This is a genomic window from Burkholderia sp. MSMB1072 (assembly GCF_001524725.1).
In the GTDB taxonomy this organism is placed as follows: domain Bacteria; phylum Pseudomonadota; class Gammaproteobacteria; order Burkholderiales; family Burkholderiaceae; genus Burkholderia.
The window spans coordinates 32574-51058 of sequence record NZ_LOYC01000024.1 but is presented as its reverse complement, the minus strand read 5'-3'; the positions used below and the strand labels follow the sequence as shown (position 1 = coordinate 51058).

General features: G+C 69.6%; 14 protein-coding genes, 1 pseudogene and 2 riboswitches. Of the genes and pseudogenes, 9 read left to right on the top strand and 6 right to left on the bottom strand.

What is annotated here, in order from left to right:
• Positions 1-187: 187 nt before the first annotated feature.
• The 6 genes from WS89_RS12440 (at position 188) to WS89_RS12415 (ending at position 8337) form a co-directional block, all read left to right on the top strand.
• Positions 188-550, top strand: coding sequence for a hypothetical protein (locus WS89_RS12440; RefSeq protein WP_059791255.1), 363 nt, complete (start codon positions 188-190; stop codon positions 548-550).
• Between the two features lie 113 nt (positions 551-663).
• Positions 664-765: riboswitch (glycine riboswitch) on the top strand.
• Between the two features lie 34 nt (positions 766-799).
• Positions 800-933: riboswitch (glycine riboswitch) on the top strand.
• Between the two features lie 83 nt (positions 934-1016).
• Positions 1017-2135 carry a glycine cleavage system aminomethyltransferase GcvT gene (gcvT, locus tag WS89_RS12435; protein WP_059791251.1) on the top strand — a complete coding sequence of 373 codons (1119 nt, stop codon included), beginning with the start codon at positions 1017-1019 and terminating at the stop codon, positions 2133-2135.
• 124 nt (positions 2136-2259) lie between these two features.
• Complete coding sequence (gene gcvH, locus WS89_RS12430; RefSeq protein ID WP_059503227.1) at positions 2260-2640, top strand: glycine cleavage system protein GcvH; 381 nt, start codon at positions 2260-2262, stop codon at positions 2638-2640.
• 57 nt (positions 2641-2697) lie between these two features.
• Positions 2698-5625, top strand: coding sequence for an aminomethyl-transferring glycine dehydrogenase (gcvP, locus tag WS89_RS12425; protein WP_059503225.1), 2928 nt, complete (start codon positions 2698-2700; stop codon positions 5623-5625).
• 150 nt (positions 5626-5775) lie between these two features.
• Complete coding sequence (locus WS89_RS12420; protein WP_059791262.1) at positions 5776-6918, top strand: alginate lyase family protein; 1143 nt, start codon at positions 5776-5778, stop codon at positions 6916-6918.
• 30 nt (positions 6919-6948) lie between these two features.
• On the top strand, positions 6949-8337 hold the full coding sequence (locus tag WS89_RS12415; RefSeq protein WP_059503223.1) for an L-serine ammonia-lyase: 1389 nt from the start codon (positions 6949-6951) through the stop codon (positions 8335-8337).
• A gap of 66 nt (positions 8338-8403) precedes the next feature.
• Here the strand turns inward: WS89_RS12415 and WS89_RS12410 are convergent, their stop codons facing one another.
• Positions 8404-8805, bottom strand: coding sequence for a type II toxin-antitoxin system VapC family toxin (locus WS89_RS12410; protein WP_059503220.1), 402 nt, complete (start codon positions 8803-8805; stop codon positions 8404-8406).
• Complete coding sequence (vapB, locus tag WS89_RS12405) at positions 8805-9041, bottom strand: type II toxin-antitoxin system VapB family antitoxin (protein WP_059503218.1); 237 nt, start codon at positions 9039-9041, stop codon at positions 8805-8807. Before vapB ends, WS89_RS12410 begins: the two co-directional genes overlap by 1 nt.
• Before the next feature lie 384 nt (positions 9042-9425).
• On the opposite strand from vapB, the gene WS89_RS12400 reads away from it, so the two are divergent.
• Positions 9426-11129 carry a thiamine pyrophosphate-binding protein gene (locus WS89_RS12400; RefSeq protein ID WP_059791248.1) on the top strand — a complete coding sequence of 568 codons (1704 nt, stop codon included), beginning with the start codon at positions 9426-9428 and terminating at the stop codon, positions 11127-11129.
• An 8-nt stretch (positions 11130-11137) separates the two neighbouring features.
• Positions 11138-12220, top strand: coding sequence for a glycosyltransferase family 9 protein (locus WS89_RS12395; protein ID WP_373557129.1), 1083 nt, complete (start codon positions 11138-11140; stop codon positions 12218-12220).
• A 109-nt stretch (positions 12221-12329) separates the two neighbouring features.
• On the opposite strand, the gene WS89_RS12390 is transcribed toward WS89_RS12395, so the two are convergent.
• The 3 genes from WS89_RS12390 to exaC form a co-directional block, all read right to left on the bottom strand.
• Positions 12330-13346 carry a helix-turn-helix domain-containing protein gene (locus tag WS89_RS12390; RefSeq protein WP_059791246.1) on the bottom strand — a complete coding sequence of 339 codons (1017 nt, stop codon included), beginning with the start codon at positions 13344-13346 and terminating at the stop codon, positions 12330-12332.
• 285 nt (positions 13347-13631) lie between these two features.
• Positions 13632-14180: a hypothetical protein gene (locus WS89_RS12385; protein WP_059791261.1), complete on the bottom strand. Its 549-nt coding sequence runs from the start codon at positions 14178-14180 to the stop codon at positions 13632-13634.
• 176 nt (positions 14181-14356) lie between these two features.
• A complete protein-coding gene (exaC, locus tag WS89_RS12380) occupies positions 14357-15883 on the bottom strand; it encodes an acetaldehyde dehydrogenase ExaC (RefSeq protein ID WP_059791244.1) in 1527 nt (508 codons plus the stop codon).
• A 163-nt stretch (positions 15884-16046) separates the two neighbouring features.
• Here exaC and WS89_RS12375 point away from each other — a divergent pair.
• A pseudogene (locus WS89_RS12375) lies at positions 16047-16631 on the top strand (pyridoxamine 5'-phosphate oxidase family protein).
• A gap of 205 nt (positions 16632-16836) precedes the next feature.
• On the opposite strand, the gene WS89_RS12370 reads toward WS89_RS12375, so the two are convergent.
• Positions 16837-18450, bottom strand: coding sequence for an MFS transporter (locus tag WS89_RS12370; RefSeq protein ID WP_059791259.1), 1614 nt, complete (start codon positions 18448-18450; stop codon positions 16837-16839).
• Positions 18451-18485: the final 35 nt, after the last annotated feature.

Sequence of the window (18485 nt, the reverse complement as noted above, 5' to 3'; positions counted from 1 at the left end):
ATGGCTCGGTGGCTCGGTGGCTCGGTGGCTCGGTGGCTCGGTGGCTCGGTGGCTCGGTGGCTCGGTGGCTCGGTGGCATGGCGTCTCAACATTCCGTTACAAATGGTGCGGGAACGAAAGTCAGCGGTCGCCCGGTCTGACGCGTTTCTCGAAAATCGATCCGACACCCATCCGTCAGGAGAATTTGATGCAACGGTTGATTCGCGCAGCGGCATGCTGCGTCCTGGTTTCCTCGCTCGCGGCCTGCATCGTGCAGCCGCAGCGGCCGGCCCGGCAGGCGCCCCTGCCCCGACCGAATCCGCAGGTCGTCGCGAACGACCGCATGCAGGAGGTCCAGGGCCGGATCGACAACCTGCACCGGCGGATCGACGCGCGCGTGAACGGCGGCTACTACCCGCCGCCGTATGGCGCGCAGTTGCACCACCGCCTCGACGTGATCCGCCAGGAAGCGAGCGACATGGCGGCCCAGCACAACGGCGGCCTGTCCGGCGACGAGCAGCGGGTGCTGAACCAGGAACTCGACACGGCCGCACGCGCGATCGGCGAGTAACACGCCGGCACCTGCCGGAGCGGATGACGCGGCGGCGCCCAGGGCCGCCGCTTGTCGCGAAGCGACATTCTTTTGCCCAAATTGACAATGCCCACCCGCTCGCGTACAGTCGCCCGCACGCGTCGGGAGAGCGTGCGACCGGGTGTTCCGACACCGGTTGCGCCGCCGAAGGGGCACACCCGCAAACTCTCAGGCAAAAGGACCGACCGCGTCGGGGAACCGCGTCCGCGCACTGCGCGCGCAATACGTTCCCCGCACTCTGGAGAGCGGCAGTAGCCCGCAGCACATTGGCTGCGCGGGCAAGCTGCCCACCGAAGGGGCGCGCGCTCGCCGGGCTTGGCCCGCAGCGCAATCTCTCAGGTATCGAGGACAGAGGGGCATGTACCGGATTGCTCGAGGCCATCGGCCGCGGCGGTCGGCACATGGCCGTTCTGATCCGCGCGCAAGCGCCTTGCCTGAGGCCTCGATGACTGCACTGAATCACACCCCGCTCAACGCCGCGCACCGCGCGCTCAATGCCCGCATGGTCGACTTCGGCGGCTGGGACATGCCCGTCAACTACGGCTCGCAGATCGAAGAACACGCGGCCGTGCGCACCGACGCCGGCATGTTCGACGTGTCGCACATGTGCGTCGTCGATTTCACCGGCAGCCGTGTGCGCGCGTTCTTCGAGCATGCGATCGCGAACCACGTCGGCAAGCTCAAGACGCCCGGCAAGGCGCTCTACTCGTGCCTGCTCAACCCGCAGGGCGGCGTCATCGACGATCTGATCGTCTATTACTTCACCGAAGAATTCTTCCGCGTGGTCGTCAACGCCGGCACCGCCGAGAAAGACATCGCGTGGTTCAACCAGTTGAACGAGCAAGGCGGCTACGGCCTGACGATCGCGCCGCGCCGCGATTTCGCGATCGTCGCCGTCCAGGGTCCGAACGCCCGCGAGAAGGTCTGGGCGACGGTGCCGTCCGCACGCGCGGCCACCAGCGAGCTCAAGCCGTTCAACGCCGCGCAGGTCGCCGGCACGCCGTTCGGCGATCTCACCGTCGCGCGCACCGGCTACACCGGCGAAGACGGCTTCGAAGTGATCGTCCCGGCCGTGCACGTCGTAGCGCTGTGGAATGCGCTGCAGCAAAACGGCGTGCGCCCGTGCGGGCTCGGCGCGCGCGACACGCTGCGCCTCGAGGCCGGCATGAACCTGTACGGCCAGGACATGGACGACACCGTCTCCCCGCTCGACGCGGGCCTCGCCTGGACGGTCGACCTCAGCGCGCCGCGCGACTTCGTCGGCCGCGCCGCACTGGAAGCCAACGGCACGCGCGCCGCGTTCGTCGGCCTGATCCTGCAGAAGGAAAACGGCAAGGCGGGCGGCGTGCTGCGCGCGCACCAGAAGGTCGTCACGCCGCACGGCGAAGGCGAGATCACGAGCGGCACGTTCTCGCCGTCGATGCAGGAATCGATCGCGTTCGCGCGCGTGCCGGCGGCCGTGCAGATCGGCGACACCGTCCAGGTGCAAATTCGAGACAAGAATCTTCCCGCGCGCGTGGTAAAACTGCCGTTCGTGCGCAACGGCAAGGTCCTCGCTGCGTAACGACCGAGAAGCGGCCGGGGCCGCCTCCCGGCAAGCCGGGAGATGGCGCCCGGCGCAACCCCATCCGGCGCACCATGGCGGCGCGCCAGCAGAACGAACACACCTTTTTATCCAGGAGCATCCGATGAGCAACGTCCCGGCCGATCTGAAGTACACCGACGAACACGAGTGGATCCGCACCGAAGCCGACGGCACGCTGACGGTCGGCATCACCGATCACGCGCAGAGCACGCTCGGCGACATCGTCTTCCTCGAGCTGCCCGAAGTCGGCAAGTCGGTGACGGCGGGCGACGCCGTCGGCGTCGTCGAATCGGTGAAGGCGGCATCCGACATCTACTCGCCGGTGTCCGGCGAAATCGTCGAAGTCAATGGCGCGATCGTCGACGCGCCGGATCAGGTCAACAGCGACGCGTACGCAAGCTGGCTCTTCAAGATCAAGCTCGCGGACGGCGCATCGACCGACAAGCTGATCGATGCCGAAGCGTACGGCAAGCTGATCGACTAATTTTCCTTACCCGAACCGCGCGCGGCCGGTCGGCCCGCGCGGGACCAGAGTCACGCCATGAAGCTCGAACACCCGGACCGCCTGATGAACCGCACGCCCCTCTCGCTCGCCGCGCTCGAAACGCACGACGCGTTCGCCGAACGCCACATCGGCCCCGACGCCGCCAGCCAGCAGGCCATGCTCGACACGCTCGGCTTCGCGTCGCGCGCCGCCCTGATCGACGCCGTGATCCCGGCGTCGATCCGCCGCGCCGAAACGCTGCCGCTCGGGCCCTTCGCGCAGCCGAAGAGCGAGGCCGAAGCCCTCGCCGCGCTGCGTGCGCTCGCGGACAAGAACCAGGTGTTCCGCTCGTATATCGGCCAGGGCTACCACGACACGCACACGCCGGCCGTGATCCTGCGCAACGTGCTCGAAAACCCGGCGTGGTACACGGCCTACACGCCGTACCAGCCCGAAATTTCCCAGGGCCGCCTCGAAGCGCTCCTGAACTTCCAGCAGATGGTGGCCGACCTCACGGGTCTCGCGATCTCGAATGCATCGCTGCTGGATGAAGCCACCGCCGCGGCCGAAGCGATGACGCTGCTGCAGCGCACCGGCAAGCCGACGTCGAACGTGTTCTACGTAGCCGACGACGTGCTGCCGCAGACGCTCGAAGTGATCCGCACGCGCGCGCTGCCGGTCGGCATCGAGGTCAAGACGGGCCCGGCCGCCGACGCGGCGCAGGCAAACGCGTTCGGCGTGCTGCTGCAGTACCCGGGCGTGAACGGCGACGTGCGCGACTACCGCGCGCTCACCGAAGCGATCCATGCGGCCGGCGGCCACGTGGTCGTCGCGGCCGACCTGCTCGCGCTCACCGTGCTGACGCCGCCCGGCGAATGGGGCGCGGACGTCGCGATCGGCAACACGCAGCGCTTCGGCGTGCCGATGGGCTTCGGCGGCCCGCACGCCGCGTATCTCGCGGTGCGCGACGAATTCAAGCGTCAGATGCCGGGCCGCCTCGTCGGCGTGACCGTCGACGCACAGGGCAAGCCCGCGCTGCGCCTCGCGCTGCAGACGCGCGAACAGCACATCCGCCGCGAGAAGGCCACGTCGAACGTGTGTACCGCGCAAGCGCTGCTCGCGATCATGGCGAGCATGTACGCGGTCTACCACGGCCCGCACGGCCTGAAGACGATCGCACTGCGCGTGAACCGCATCGCGGCGCTGTTGGCCGCCGGCGTGAAACAGCTCGGCTTCGCGACCGTCAACGATACGTTCTTCGACACGCTGACGATCGACACCGGCGCACGCACCGCGCAGGTCCACGAATTCGCGAAGGGCAAGCGCATCAACCTGCGCCGCGTGAGCGACACGCAAGTCGGCGTGTCGGTCGACGAAACGACGACGCGCGACGACCTCGCCGACCTGCTCGACGTATTCGCGCAGGCCGCGGGCGGCACCGCACCGGCCGTCGATGCGCTGGATGCAGGTCTCGCCGGCGTCGCCGCATTGCCGGCCGGCCTCGAGCGCACGAGCGCGTACCTGACGCACCACGTGTTCAACCGCCACCATTCCGAAACCGAAATGCTGCGCTACCTGCGCAGCCTGTCGGACAAGGATCTCGCGCTCGACCGCTCGATGATCCCGCTCGGCTCGTGCACGATGAAGCTGAACGCGACGTCGGAAATGCTGCCCGTCACGTGGCCCGAGTTCGGCCGGATCCACCCGTTCGCGCCGGCCGAGCAGACCGTCGGCTACCGCGAGATGATCGACCAGCTCGAACAGATGCTCGTCGCGGCCACCGGCTACGCGGCCGTGTCGCTGCAACCGAACGCGGGCTCGCAGGGCGAGTACGCGGGCCTGCTGATCATCCACGCGTACCATGCATCGCGCGGCGAAGGCCATCGCGACGTGTGCCTGATCCCGGCATCCGCGCACGGCACGAACCCGGCGTCCGCGCACATGGCCGGCATGAAGGTCGTGGTCGTCGCGTGCGACGCACAGGGCAACGTCGACATCGCCGACCTGAAGGCGAAGGCCGAGCAGCACTCGAAGAACCTGGCGGCGATCATGATCACGTATCCGTCGACGCACGGCGTGTTCGAGCAGAACGTCCGCGAGATCTGCGAGATCGTCCACGCGCACGGCGGCCAGGTGTACGTCGACGGCGCGAACATGAACGCGATGGTCGGCCTGACCGCGCCGGGCCAGTTCGGCGGCGACGTGTCGCACCTGAACCTGCACAAGACCTTCTGCATCCCGCACGGCGGCGGCGGCCCGGGCGTCGGCCCGGTCGCGGTCGGCGCGCACCTCGCGAAGTTCCTGCCGAACCAGCGCTCGACCGGCTACGCACGCAGCGAAGACGGCATCGGCGCGGTGTCGGCCGCGCCGTACGGCTCGGCGTCGATCCTGCCGATCTCGTGGATGTACATCGCGATGATGGGCGCGAAGAACCTGACCGCCGCGACCGAAACCGCGATCCTCAACGCGAACTACATCGCGAAGCGCCTCGCGCCGCACTACCCGGTGCTGTATTCGGGCCCGGGCGGGCTGGTCGCGCACGAGTGCATTCTCGACCTGCGGCCGATCAAGGAATCGAGCGGCATCAGCGTCGACGACGTCGCGAAGCGCCTGATGGACTACGGCTTCCACGCGCCGACGATGAGCTTCCCGGTGCCGGGCACGCTGATGGTCGAGCCGACCGAATCGGAATCGCAGGAAGAGCTCGACCGCTTCATCGCCGCGATGATCGCGATCCGCGAGGAAATCCGCGCGGTCGAGGAAGGCCGCGCCGATCGCGAGGACAACCCGCTGCGTCACGCGCCGCACACGGCCGCCGTCGTCACCGCGAACGAATGGCCGCACGCGTACTCGCGCGAGCAGGCCGCGTACCCGGTCGCATCGCTCGGCACGAACAAGTACTGGCCGCCGGTCGGCCGCGCGGACAACGCGTACGGCGACCGCAACCTGTTCTGCTCGTGCGTGCCGGTGTCGGACTACGCATAACGCGCGTCACGCCCGGAGCCGGCCGACGGTGACCGCACCGCACGCAACCCCGGTTGCGTGCGGTTTTTGCGTTCGTCGGGCCGACCGATTCACGTTCATCCGCCAATCCGGCTAACATCACACGCGATCCAGCCAATGAAGGAGTTCCGCATGGTGCGTCCGATGTTTCCGGGCCATGGTGCAACAGAGCGGCGGCCGCGCACGCGCGCAGGCCGTTCCGTGCCGATGCTCGTCGCGTCGCTGTCGCTGGCTGCCGCCGGCCTCGGCATGTCCGGCCGTGCGCACGCGGCGATGAATTTCTGCGCGGCGCCGGCGCTGCAGGCGAGCGAGACGACGCAGGCCGAGCCCGGCGTGCAGGCGCTGATTCGCAGCGTCGACGCGCGCATCGGCGAGCAGCCGAAGGCGATGGCGCGCGTGCACACCGAAGGCACGCTGCCGCACGAAGGCATCTACGACCAGAGTGCCGCCGCGCTCAAGGACATGGACCTGATGCGCGATGCGGCGCTCGCGTGGCGCGTGACGAACGCGCCGCGCTACCTGCAACTCGTCGACCGCTTCCTGTCCGCATGGGTCTCGACCTATCAGCCGAGCTTCAACCCGATCGACGAGACGCGCTTCGACAGCCTGATCGTCGCGTACGACATGACCGCGAGCGCGCTGCCGGTGAAGACGCGCAACGCGGCGGCCACGTTCATCGCGAAGCTCGGCGCCGGCTATGTCGCGCAGGTCGACGCGCAGAAGCGCCCGCTCACCGGCACCTGGCGCAACAACTGGCAGAGCCACCGGATCAAGCTGATCGCGCTGTCCGCGTTCACGCTCGGCGACCGCAAGATGATGAACGCCGCGCAGCGGCTGTTCGTCGAGCATCTCGCCGACAACATCGGCCCGGACGGCAAGACGTGGGATTTCGAGGAACGCGATGCGCTGCATTACGCGGTCTACGATTTGCAGCCGCTGGTGACGGCCGCGCTCGCCGCGCGCCGCTTCAACCGCAACTGGCTGCGCGAGCGCGGCGCGAACGGCGCGACGCTCGCGGCCGCGCTCGACTGGCTCGTGCCGTATGCGCTCGGCGAGAAAACGCATGAGGAATTCGTGAATTCGCCGGTGCCGTTCGACGCGAAGCGCCGCGAGGCCGGCCTGCCGGGTTACACGGGGCAGTGGGACCCGAAAAACGCCACCGAACTCTTTCATCTGGCCGCGCGGCTCGACGGGCGCTATGCCCGCGTCGCGCAGCAGCTTTCCCCAACGCCGCCCGCATGGCTCGCCGCGTGCCTGCCATTGCAGGCGCGCTAGCTTCATTCTTATCGCAAGGCAGGTATCGAAATGGCAGTCAGCGTGTTTGACCTCTTCAAGATCGGCATCGGTCCGTCCAGTTCGCACACGGTCGGACCGATGCGCGCGGCGCTGATGTTCGTCCAGGGCCTCGAGCGCGACGGGCTGCTCGACGCGACGGCCCACGTGAAGGTCGAGCTGTACGGCTCGCTCGGCGCCACCGGCAAGGGCCACGGCACCGACCGCGGCGTGATGCTCGGCCTGCTCGGCGACGCGCCCGACACGGTAGATCCCGACACGATCGACGCGCGGCTGGAAGACATCCGCAAAACGAAGCAGCTCGCGCTGCTCGGCACGCATCCGGTGCCGTTCGTGCTGAAGGAGAACATCGCGTTCTACCGCCAGGCGCTGCCCGAACATCCGAACGGGATGAAGCTGCGCGCGAGCGACGCGAACGGCGCGGTGCTGGTCGAGCGCACTTACCTGTCGGTCGGCGGCGGCTTCGTCGTGACGGCCGGCGCGCCGAACACCAAGGTACTGAGCGCGGCCGAGCAGATGACGCACCCGTTTCGCACCGGCGCGGAGCTGCTCGCGCTGACCGCATCGACCGGCAAGTCGATCGCGCAGCTGATGTGGGAAAACGAGCGCGCATGGCACACCGAGGAAGAAACGCGCGACGGGCTGCTGAAGATCTGGGCCGTGATGCAGTCGTGCGTGTCGCGCGGCTGCGGGATCGGCAATCCCGATGCCGACGGCAACCTGCCCGGCCCGTTCCAGGTCAAGCGCCGCGCGCCGCAGCTGTACCGCACGCTGACGGGCAGCCCGGAGCGCGCGCTGCAGGACCCGCTGTCGATGATCGACTGGATCAACCTGTACGCGATCGCGGTCAACGAGGAAAACGCGGCCGGCGGCCGCGTCGTCACCGCGCCGACCAACGGCGCGGCCGGCATCATCCCGGCCGTGCTGCATTACTACACGCGTTTCACGCCCGGCGCGAACGAACAGGGCGTGATCGACTTCCTGCTGACGGCCGCCGCGATCGGCATCCTGTACAAGCTCAACGCGTCGATCTCGGGCGCGGAAGTCGGTTGCCAGGGCGAAGTCGGCGTCGCGTGCTCGATGGCCGCCGGCGCGCTCGCGGCCGTGCTCGGCGGCACGCCGCAGCAGGTCGAGAACGCGGCCGAGATCGGGATGGAACACAACCTGGGCCTGACCTGCGACCCGGTGGGCGGGATGGTGCAGATCCCGTGCATCGAGCGCAACGCGATGGCGTCGGTGAAGGCCGTCAACGCGGCGCGCATGGCGCTGCGCGGCGACGGCTCGCACTACGTGTCGCTCGACTCGGTGATCAAGACGATGCGCGAGACGGGCGCCGACATGAAGACGAAGTACAAGGAAACGTCGCGCGGCGGCCTGGCGGTGAATATCGTCGAATGCTGATGCCGAATCCGGCGGCGACGCGGGATGGACCGATGTCCCGCATTGCCGCCGGCATGGCGCCCGGCGCTAGTCGTTCAGCCAGTTCTCCAGCCGCAATCCCGGATAGCTGACGAAATCCCGCTCGTTGTTGGTGACGAGGACGACATCGAGCGACACCGCATGCGCGGCGATCAGTTTGTCGAGGTGATCCTTCTTCCGCTCGCGGGTGGCCTCGCGGACCGGGCCATACGCTTGCGCGGCCGCGGCGTCGAAAGGCGCGACGGGAATATCCTCGATCAATGCGGCGAGATTGCGGCGCTCCCGGGCCGGGCTCGCACATGCGCTCACGCCGTACTCGAGCTCCGCATAGGTGATCGCCGACATGACGACGTCGCCCGTGTAGCACTGCGCGAATCGTTTCGCGACCTGCTCCGGCTGATTCTTCATCAGATAGATGCACATGTTGGTGTCGAGCATGAAGCGCGGCATCACAAACCCTCGCGTTCGGCCTGCTCCTGATCGCCACGCCCTTCGGCCATGAAGTCCGGCCCGAATTTCGCGAATTTCTCCAGTACCTGCGTCAGCGGCCGCCGCATCGGCCGAATCCGGATTTCATCACCGACGCGCTCGATTTCCAGTTCGATATCGCTGCGCTCATAGGCGAGGTCCGCCGGAATCCGCACGGCCTGCGAGTTGCCGTTCCGGAATACCCTCGTGGTATGCATGTCGATCTCCGCATGGATGTACGTTGTATGTACATTATACGATGCGGTCTTAGATGTAAATCCATGTGTGTACATAACAGGTCTTCCGTTGACTGCCGAGCCGGCCACGCGGGCGACGCGCCCCGCGCCGGCTTCGACCGGCTCCGTCAGCGTCTTTTGATCGATCGCCTGCTTTCCGCGTCGAGGCAAGCGCCTGGGTCGCCGTCCGTAGCGCTTACTTTTCACCGTCGCGCAAGCGGGCACAAGCCGGCCGTTCGGCCAGCCGAAGCCGACGCGCATTCCCCGACCCGCCCAGCGTTCCGACACTTTTCAGCGGCCGGCGTACCGGCGCCCGGCCAACCGGCGTAAGCTGTACGTCCCGCTACCCAAGGGAGACGGCTGCCCATGTCGCATTCCAAGGATCTCGAGCCGCGCGCCACCACCGGTGCGCGACTGCTCGTCGATGCGTTGCTCGCCAATCACGTCGAACGCGTGTTCTGCGTGCCGGGCGAGAGCTTCCTCGCCGTGCTCGATGTGCTGGCGGACGACACCGCCCGCATCCAGACGGTCGTCTGCCGCCACGAGGCGGCGGCCGCGAACATGGCCGAAGCGGTCGGCAAGCTGACCGGCCGCCCCGGCATCGCGTTCGTCACGCGCGGGCCGGGCGCGACGCATGCGTCGATCGGCGTGCACACCGCGTTCCAGGATTCGACGCCGATGATCCTGTTCGTCGGTCAGTGCGCACGCGAGCACCTCGACCGCGAAGCCTTCCAGGAAATCGACTACCGCCGGATGTTCGGCCAGATGGCGAAATGGGTCGCGCAGATCGACGACCCGCGCCGCATCCCCGAATACCTGAGCCATGCGTTTCACGTCGCGACGTCCGGCCGGCCCGGCCCGGTCGTGCTCGCATTGCCGGAGGACGTGCTGTCCGACGCATGCGCACCGCAGCCCGTCGTGCCGGCCGCGAAACGCATCGCGGCGGCGCCGTCCGCCGCGCAGATCGACGAGCTGCGCGAACGGCTTGCGCGCGCGGAACGGCCGTTCGCGATCGTCGGCGGCAGCGGCTGGACGCCGGACGCCTGCGCGAACCTGCGCACCTTCGTCGAACGCTGGCAATTGCCGGTCGCGTGCGCGTTCCGCTTCCAGGACACGATCGACAACGCACACCCGAACTACGCGGGCGACGTCGGGCTCGGGATCAACCCCGCGCTCGCGAAACGCATCCGCGACGCAGACCTGCTGCTCGTGATCGGGCCGCGCCTCGGCGAAGCGACGACCGGCGGCTACACGCTGCTCGACATCCCGAAGACGCGCCAGACGCTGATCCACGTGCATCAGGGCGCGGACGAACTCGGGCGCGTGTACGCCGCCGACCTGCCGATCGTGTCCGGCATGCCCGAGATCGCCGCGCCGCTGGCCGCGCTCGAACCGCCCGCGCGGCCCGCGTGGGCCGGCGCGGCCGCCGACGCGCACCGCGCGTACCGCGAATGGCATGCGCCGCTGCCGATGCCCGGCGACGTGCAACTCGGCGACGTGATGGTGCAGTTGCGCGAGCGCCTGCCGCACGACGCGATCCTGACCAACGGCGCGGGCAACTATGCGATCTGGCTGCATCGCCACTTCGCGTACCGGCACTTCCGTTCGCAGCTCGCGCCGACGAGCGGCGCGATGGGCTACGGGCTGCCGGCCGCGCTCGCCGCGAAGTCGCTGTATCCGCAGCGCGCCGTCGTCGCGCTCGCCGGCGACGGCTGCTTCATGATGGCCGGCAACGAGCTCGCGACCGCGATGCAATACGGGCTGAACATCGTGGCGATCGTCGTCAATAACGGTCATTTCGGCACGATCCGCATGCATCAGGAGCGCAACTACCCGGGGCGCGTGCACGGCACGGGACTCACGAACCCGGATTTCGCCGCGTATGCACGTGCGTTCGGCGCGCATGGCGAGACGGTCGAGCGCACCGCCGATTTCGCGCCCGCGCTCGAGCGCGCGCTGACCTGCGGGCTGCCCGCGGTGATCGAGATTCGCATCCCGCAGGACGCCAGCACGCCGGCCGCGACGCTCGAGCAGATTCGCGAGCAGGGCCGCCGCGCACGCGGCGCATGACGATGGACATGCGCACCACGCCGCCCGCTGCCGCGCTGTCGCCCGACGACGCGCTGGCCTGCCCCGGCACGCTGCTCGCGCCCGACGGCATGCTCGTCGCGCCGTACGACCTCGAGCATGGCGACGCGCGCGCCGAAGGCTACGTGCCGGCCGCGCCGGCGCTCGGCCTGCTGCACGCCGCCCACCGGCCGTTTCGCCTCGATTACGGCGAGGCACGGCACGTGCACGTGATCAACGGGATGGGCGTCACGCTCGGCGATTCGGTGATCGGGCTGACGGCCCTCGCCGCGCTGCGTGCGGCCCATGCGGACCTGCGCTTCACGCTGTACCGGCCGGCGCGCGCGCCGCGCTATGTCGAAGCGCTGTACGCGCTCGCGGCCGACGTCGTCGCGCCGTCACGCACGCTGCCGTGCGCCGCCGACGCGCTGCCCGCCGGCGCGCACTGCATCGACGTCGGCAATCACCTGTACTGGCCCGCATTCGCGCGGCTGCCCATGATCGATTTCTTCCTCGACGCGCTCGGCGTCGATCCGGCCGCCGTGCCGGCCGCCGCGAAGCGCAACCGCTGGCTCGCGCGGCTGCCGCTGCCCGCGCTGCCGGCCGCGTGGCAGCGGCCGTACGTGCTGTTCTGCCCGAATGCGAGCACCGCGGTGCGCAGCGTGCCGCCCGCGCTGTGCGTCGCGTTCGTGGAACGGCTCGCGCAGCGTTACGGGTTGCCGGTGGTCGGCTTCGGCCCGCTCGCGCATCCCGCTTACGTGGACGTGAGCCGCGACGCGACCGACACCGCACGCTTCATCGCCTGGATCAAGGGCGCGAGCCTGCTGTTCGCGCCGGACACGGCGGCCGTGCATCTCGCCGACGGTTTCGACGTGCCGACGCTCGCGTGCTTCACGACGATCGGGCCGGCATGGCGCGTGCGCGACTATCCGCACTGCGTGCCGGTCACGCTCGACGTGCCGGCCGAATTGCACGGGCTGCATCGCAGCGAGCGGCCGGACGACCTGGCGGCGGTCGAAGCCGCTTACCGCGCGATCGACTGGGACGCGCTGGCGTGGCCCGCGCCGCGCGACGCGGCGACGACGGCCATCTGAGCGAAGCCGGCGCGGCGGCGAGCGGAACGACCGAATCGGCAGCACGCGCCCGGCGCCAGCCCCCGCCGCGCGCGCCGCACCGGCCGCCCGGCTCACCGTGCCGAGCATCTCACGCGCGATCGCGCAGCGTCTCCGACGGTCGCTTGCCGAACAGGCGCCTGTAATCGGTCGCGAACTGGCTGAGATGCCAGAAGCCCCATGCCTCCGCGACGTCCTGCACCGAGCCGGCCGCGCGCCCGCACAGGTCGCGCCGCGCGCCGTTCAGCCGCAGCGTGCGCAGGTAGGTCGCGGGCGCCATCCCGAGTACGTCCTGGAAGCAGTACTGCAGCGTGCGCCGGCTCACGTGCAACTGCTCGCACAGCTCGGGCACGCCGACCGGGCGCGTGCGGTGCGCGAGCACGTAGTCGCGCGCCTGGTCGACGAGCCAGCGGCGCGTCGACGGCGCACTGCCGCTGCCGTCGTCGGCCGGCTGCGCGCACGCGTCGAACAGCGCGGCCAGCACTTCGGCCTGCAGGTCGTCGCGCTGCGCATCGGGCAGCGGGCCGGCCATCGCCACCGCACCGTCGAGCCGGCGGCCGAGCAGCGCGCACAGGCGCGCGAGCCGCGCGTCGCCGACCTGCATCACCCGCTGCGTGAACAGCCGCTCGTCGAGCGCGCGACGCTCGACTTCCTCCGCATAGCGGCGCAGCACGTCACCGCGCACGACGACGCCGTAGATCGAGAACTGCGCGGGCGTCACGAGTTCGAATTCGACGTTGCCGGGCCGGAACGCGAGTGCGCCGGGGCCGATGCGGCACGCATCGACGCGCGCCGAGCCGTCGCACACGAGCGGGATGCCGAACCAGTACGCGTCGCCGCGCACTTCGCACGCCTGGCGCAGCAGGTGGCTGGTCGATTCGCGAAACAGCTTCATCGTGTCGAGCGGCAGCTCGGTCAGCGTGCCGACGAAGCGGCCGGCCGCGAGCTGGTCGTAGGTCTGCCGCCAGCCGATCAGGTTGCGCGCCTGCTCGTCCGCATCGTGCGCGACGCTGACGACGGCCTGCCCGGCGAACGCGTCGTCGCCCTGCGCACTGCGCCGCGTGTCTTCGGCGGTCGGTTCTTCCGTACCCGCCACGTGTTGATCCATCGTGTCCTCCCTCACCTGCGCGGAACCCTGCGTATCACGCAAGTCCCGTGCCGAACCGCACGGCCCGGCGCGCGCCCGCCATTCCACGCTGTCCGGCCGATGCGCGCCATGCGGGCGCACCCGAAGGCTGCATGTCGCGCACGCCGCCGGTGCGATCCGCGCGGCGACCGCGCATGCGCGCCGCCGCCCGCGCACGGATGCCGACGCCGGATGCCGACGCCGGATGCCGACGCCGGATGTCGACACCCGGATGCCGACGCCCGGATGCCGACGCCCGGATGCCGGCTACCGGGCCGGCTTCAGCCGCACGACCCGCGTGCCGCAATTGCCGTATGCCTGCGCGATCGCCAGTTCGACGATCGCGCTGCCCGCCGCCCACGGCGCCGCGTCCGCTTCCGGCAAATCGGCGCGCAGCGTGGCGCGACCGTTGATCCGGTAGCGCAGGCCGCGCACGAAATCGACGAACAGCAACCCAACCCCGCTGCCGTCGCAGGCGGCCGCGTCGATCCAGCCGCCGCCACCATCATGCGCGGCGGGCAACGCGAACCGCAGCGTCTTCGTATCGATCACGCGCACCACCGGCAGCAGATCGCCGTTCGCGTCGCGCCGGCTCTGCACGATGTCGCAGATCATCGACGCACCCGCGCCGGACGCCGTGCCGACGAACATGAACGGTTGCGATTCGACGAACTGCCGTACGCCGATGCTCAGCCGCGTGGTCACGGCGTCGCTCATTTGCTCGGCTTCGTCGGCGACGCCGAAGCGGTGTTGCGCGTCGAGTTCGCCCGGATGGAATACCGGGTGACGCGGAAAGGATCGGGGTGGTTCTGCCATGCCGGGAGTCGTCACATGCGTCGGTGCACCGTGCCGTCGCGCATGCGCGACGGCCGGCAGCGTGGCCGGCGCCGGCCGCCGAAAACGCAACCGACGCCGACTGTCGAACAGGGAAATCGAACCGGGCGACGCGCCGGGCCCAACCGGCCCCCGGCACGCCGCCGCGGCAGCGGCGATCAGAAGAACCCGAGCGCCTCGGCCTGGTAGCTGACCAGCAGGCACTTCGTCTGCTGATAGTTCGACAGCGCCATCTTGTGCGTCTCGCGGCCGATCCCCGACTGCTTGTAGCCGCCGAACGCCGCATGTGCGGGGTACAGGTGGTAGCAGTTGGTCCACACGCGGCCGGCCTCGACCTCGCGGCCCATCCGGTACGCACGCGTGCCGTTGCGCGTCCACACGCCGGCGCCGAGCCCGTAGAACGTGTCGTTCGCGAGTTCGATCGCTTCCTGCTCGTCCTTGAACGTCATCACCGACGCGACCGGCCCGAAGATCTCTTCCTGGAACACGCGCATCTTGTTGTTGCCGAGCAGCATCGTCGGCTTCACGTAGTAGCCGGTGCCGAGTTCGGCGGCCGGCGCCGTGCGCTCGCCGCCGGTCAGGCATTGCGCGCCCTCGCCGCGGCCGATGTCGATGTACGACAGGATCTTGTCGAGCTGCTGCTGCGACGCCTGCGCGCCGATCATCGTCTGCAGGTCGAGCGGGTGGCCGGCCTTGATGCGCTCGACGCGCGCGACGGCCTTCTCGATGAAGCGTTCGTAGATCGATTCCTGGATCAGGATCCGCGACGGGCACGTGCACACTTCGCCCTGGTTCAGCGCGAACATCGCGAGCCCCTCGAGCGCCTTGTCGAGGAACGCGTCGTCCTGGTCGAGCACGTCGGCGAAGAAGATGTTCGGGCTCTTGCCGCCCAGTTCGACCGTCGACGGGATCAGGCTGTCGGCCGCCGCGCGCAGGATGTGCTTGCCGACCGGGGTCGAGCCCGTGAACGCGATCTTCGCGATCCGCTTGCTGGTCGCGAGCGCTTCGCCCGCTTCCTTGCCGAAGCCGTTCACGATGTTGATCGCGCCGGCCGGGAACAGGTCGCCGATCAGTTCCATCAGCACGAGCACCGACGCGGGCGTCTGCTCGGCCGGCTTCATCACGACGCAGCAGCCGGCCGCGAGCGCCGGCGCGAGCTTCCACGCGGCCATCAGCAGCGGGAAGTTCCACGGGATGATCTGGCCGACCACGCCGAGCGGCTCGTGGAAGTGGTACGCGACGGTGTTGTCGTCGATTTCGGAGATGCCGCCTTCCTGCGCGCGAATGCAGCCCGCGAAATAGCGGAAGTGGTCGATCGCGAGCGGCAGGTCGGCCGCCATCGTTTCGCGCAGCGGCTTGCCGTTGTCGATCGTCTCGGCCACGGCCAGCAGCTTCAGGTTCTTTTCCATCCGGTCGGCGGCGGCGAGCAGCAGGTTCGCGCGCTCGGCGACCGACGTCTTGCCCCACTTGCGGCGCGCCGCATGCGCGGCGTCGAGCGCCAGCTCGATGTCGTCGGCGCTGGAGCGCGGCACGCGGCAGAACGGCTGGCCGTTGATCGGCGACACGTTCTCGAAATACTCGCCCTTCACGGGCGCCACCCACTTGCCGCCGATGTAGTTGTCGTATTGCTGACGGTACGGGTATTCGACGTCGAGGCCCAGTTGCTTCAGGTCAAACGGGTTCATACATGTCTCCTGTTCATCGTGCTTGTGTGAGTACAGCGCCGGTTGGAATGCGCTGGTCCCGTTTACGCAACATGCGTGCCAAACGGAACGGGTGCACGTCGATCGCGGCCGGCGCGCGCTCGCTCCGTGCGGTGTTCACGCACGCAACACGGCAGGTGTACCGATTCTGAACACCGCGGTTGCGCAGCGAGGTGGCCGGTGTTCGGAATTTCCACAGTGGGCGGCGGTGCGTTGCCGCGAATGCGCGCCGCACCGCATGGCATGTCGCTTGCGTGCGGATCGCGGATCCCCACGCACGGCGCACACGCCGACCGACACCATGACCGATCGCGGCCCCCTGACCGACGACGCCATCGCATTCATCCGCGAGCAGGCTTTCCTGATCGTCGCGACCGCCGACACGGCCGGCAACGCCGACTGTTCTTACCGCGGCCGCCAGCCGCGCGCCGACGGCTCGTTCGCGCCGCTCGTCGATATCCCGGACCGCCGCACGCTGGTGCTGCCCGACTTCGCAGGCAACAACCTGCTCAACACGATCGGCAACCTGCTCGTGAATCCGGCCATCGCGCTGCTGTTCGTCGATTTCGTGCGTCAGACGACCTGGCTCGTGCAGGGCCGCGCGACGCTCGACGAGGATGCGCAACGGCACGCGCGCCTGTGGCCGGATGCGTTGCGCTATCTGGTGATCGACGTGGAGTGCGCGCAGGCGCGCGCGGATGCAACCCTGCCGCCGCTCGTGCTGGCGTGACGCGCGGCGGGTGATGCGCTGACCGACGGACCATGCGGGCACGACGGCTGCGCCTACTGGAATGTCGAGGTGCCGAAGCGCCGATGACCCGAAGCACTGAAGCATCGATGCACCGAAGTGCCGAAGCGCCGAAGCGCCGAACCGCCGAAGCACCGAAGTGCCGATGTGCCGAAGTGCCGATGTGCCGAAGCGCCACGATGCAACGTCACCGCCCGTGCGTCTGTGCACCGGCCGGTTCGACCCGGCTGCGTGCCGACGTATCGGCGTGCGCGCGGCCGTCCGCCTCGTCGCCCGTTTCGTCGGCGGCCGGCCGTCCGCCGAGAAACCCGAACACCACCGCCGCGCACAGCACCGTGACGACGGCCAGCCCGTTCAGCAGCCGGTCGAACGCGTGCGTGTAGCTCGCGATCAACGCCGCGCGACCGACGGCCGGCAACGCTGCAGCCGCGCCGGCGAGATCGCCGGTCGCCAGCCGCGCGGCAGCCCGCAGCGTCGCGTCCGGCGTGCCGGCAGCTCCTGCCGCGTGCGCCAGCCCCCCGTGCGCGAGCGCGGCCAGCACCGCACCGACGATCGCCAGCGCGATCCCCTCGCCGGCCACGCGCGTCGTGCTGAAAATGCCCGTCGCCATCCCCGCGCGCTCTTTCGGCACGACGCTCACCGACAGCCCGTCCATCAGCCCCCACGGCATGCCGGCGCCGACGCCGATCGCGAGCATCGGCGCGATCGCCGCCGGCCCCGCGCCGCCGCGCAGCGCGATGCCGAGCCATACGAGCCCGGCCGCCGCGACCAGCAGCCCGAGCCCCGAAATCACGCCGGCCGACAGCCAGCGCGTGAGCGTCGCCGCGCCGAGCGGCACCACCAGCATCGGCGCGGAGATCGCGAGCATCAGCCAGCCCGCGTCGATCTCGCTGAAGCCGTCGATGCCGATGAAGCGCAGCGGCAGCACGACGAGCAGCACGATGTAGCAGCAGCAGGTCGACACCGGCAGCACCTGCACGCCGACGAAGCGCGCGATGCGGAACAGCGACAGGTCGAGCATCGGCCGCGCGACGCGCGTCTCGATCGTCACGAATGCACACGCGCCGAGCGCCGCGCCGGCCAGCAGCGCGATCACGAGCGGGCTCGACCAGCCGCGCGCGGGCGCCTCGATCACGCCGAACGTGAACAGCGTCAGCGCGGCCGTGAACGCGGCCGTGCCGGGCCAGTCGAGCCCCGTCGCGTGCGGATCGCGCGACTCGTGCATGCGCGGCAGCCCGAACGCGAGCGACAGCACGCCGGCCACCGCGCTCGTCACGAAGATCGCGCGCCAGCCGTAATGCCCGATCAGGCCGCCGGCGAGCACGGGCCCGAACGCGAGGCCGATCCCGAACGTCGTGCCGAGCAGGCTGAATGCACGCGTGCGCGCCGCGCCGTCGAACTCCTGCGCGAGCGCGGCCGTGCCGCCGGCCAGCGCCGCGGCCGCCGCGAGCCCTTGCGCGGCGCGCAGCAGATCGACCGCGAGCATCGACGGCGCGAACGCGAGCGCGACCGACATCAGCGTGAAGCCGCCGACGCCGATCGCGAACAGCCGCTTGCGGCCGAACTGGTCGGCGAGCGCGCCCGACGCCATCAGGAAGCTGCCGAACGCGAGCATGAACGCGTTGGTGATCCAGTTCATCGCAACCGGGCTGCCGTGCAGGTCGCGGCCGATCGCCGGCGTCGCGACCGCGCCGCCCGAAAACGACAGCGGCAGCGCGACGGCGGCCATGCAGACGGCGGCCAGCACCCACGCGCGCCGGCGCGCCGCCAGCGCCGAATTGGCCGAAACAGGGTGATCCATCATCGCTCCTTCAAAAGCCGGCGCGGATGCGCCAT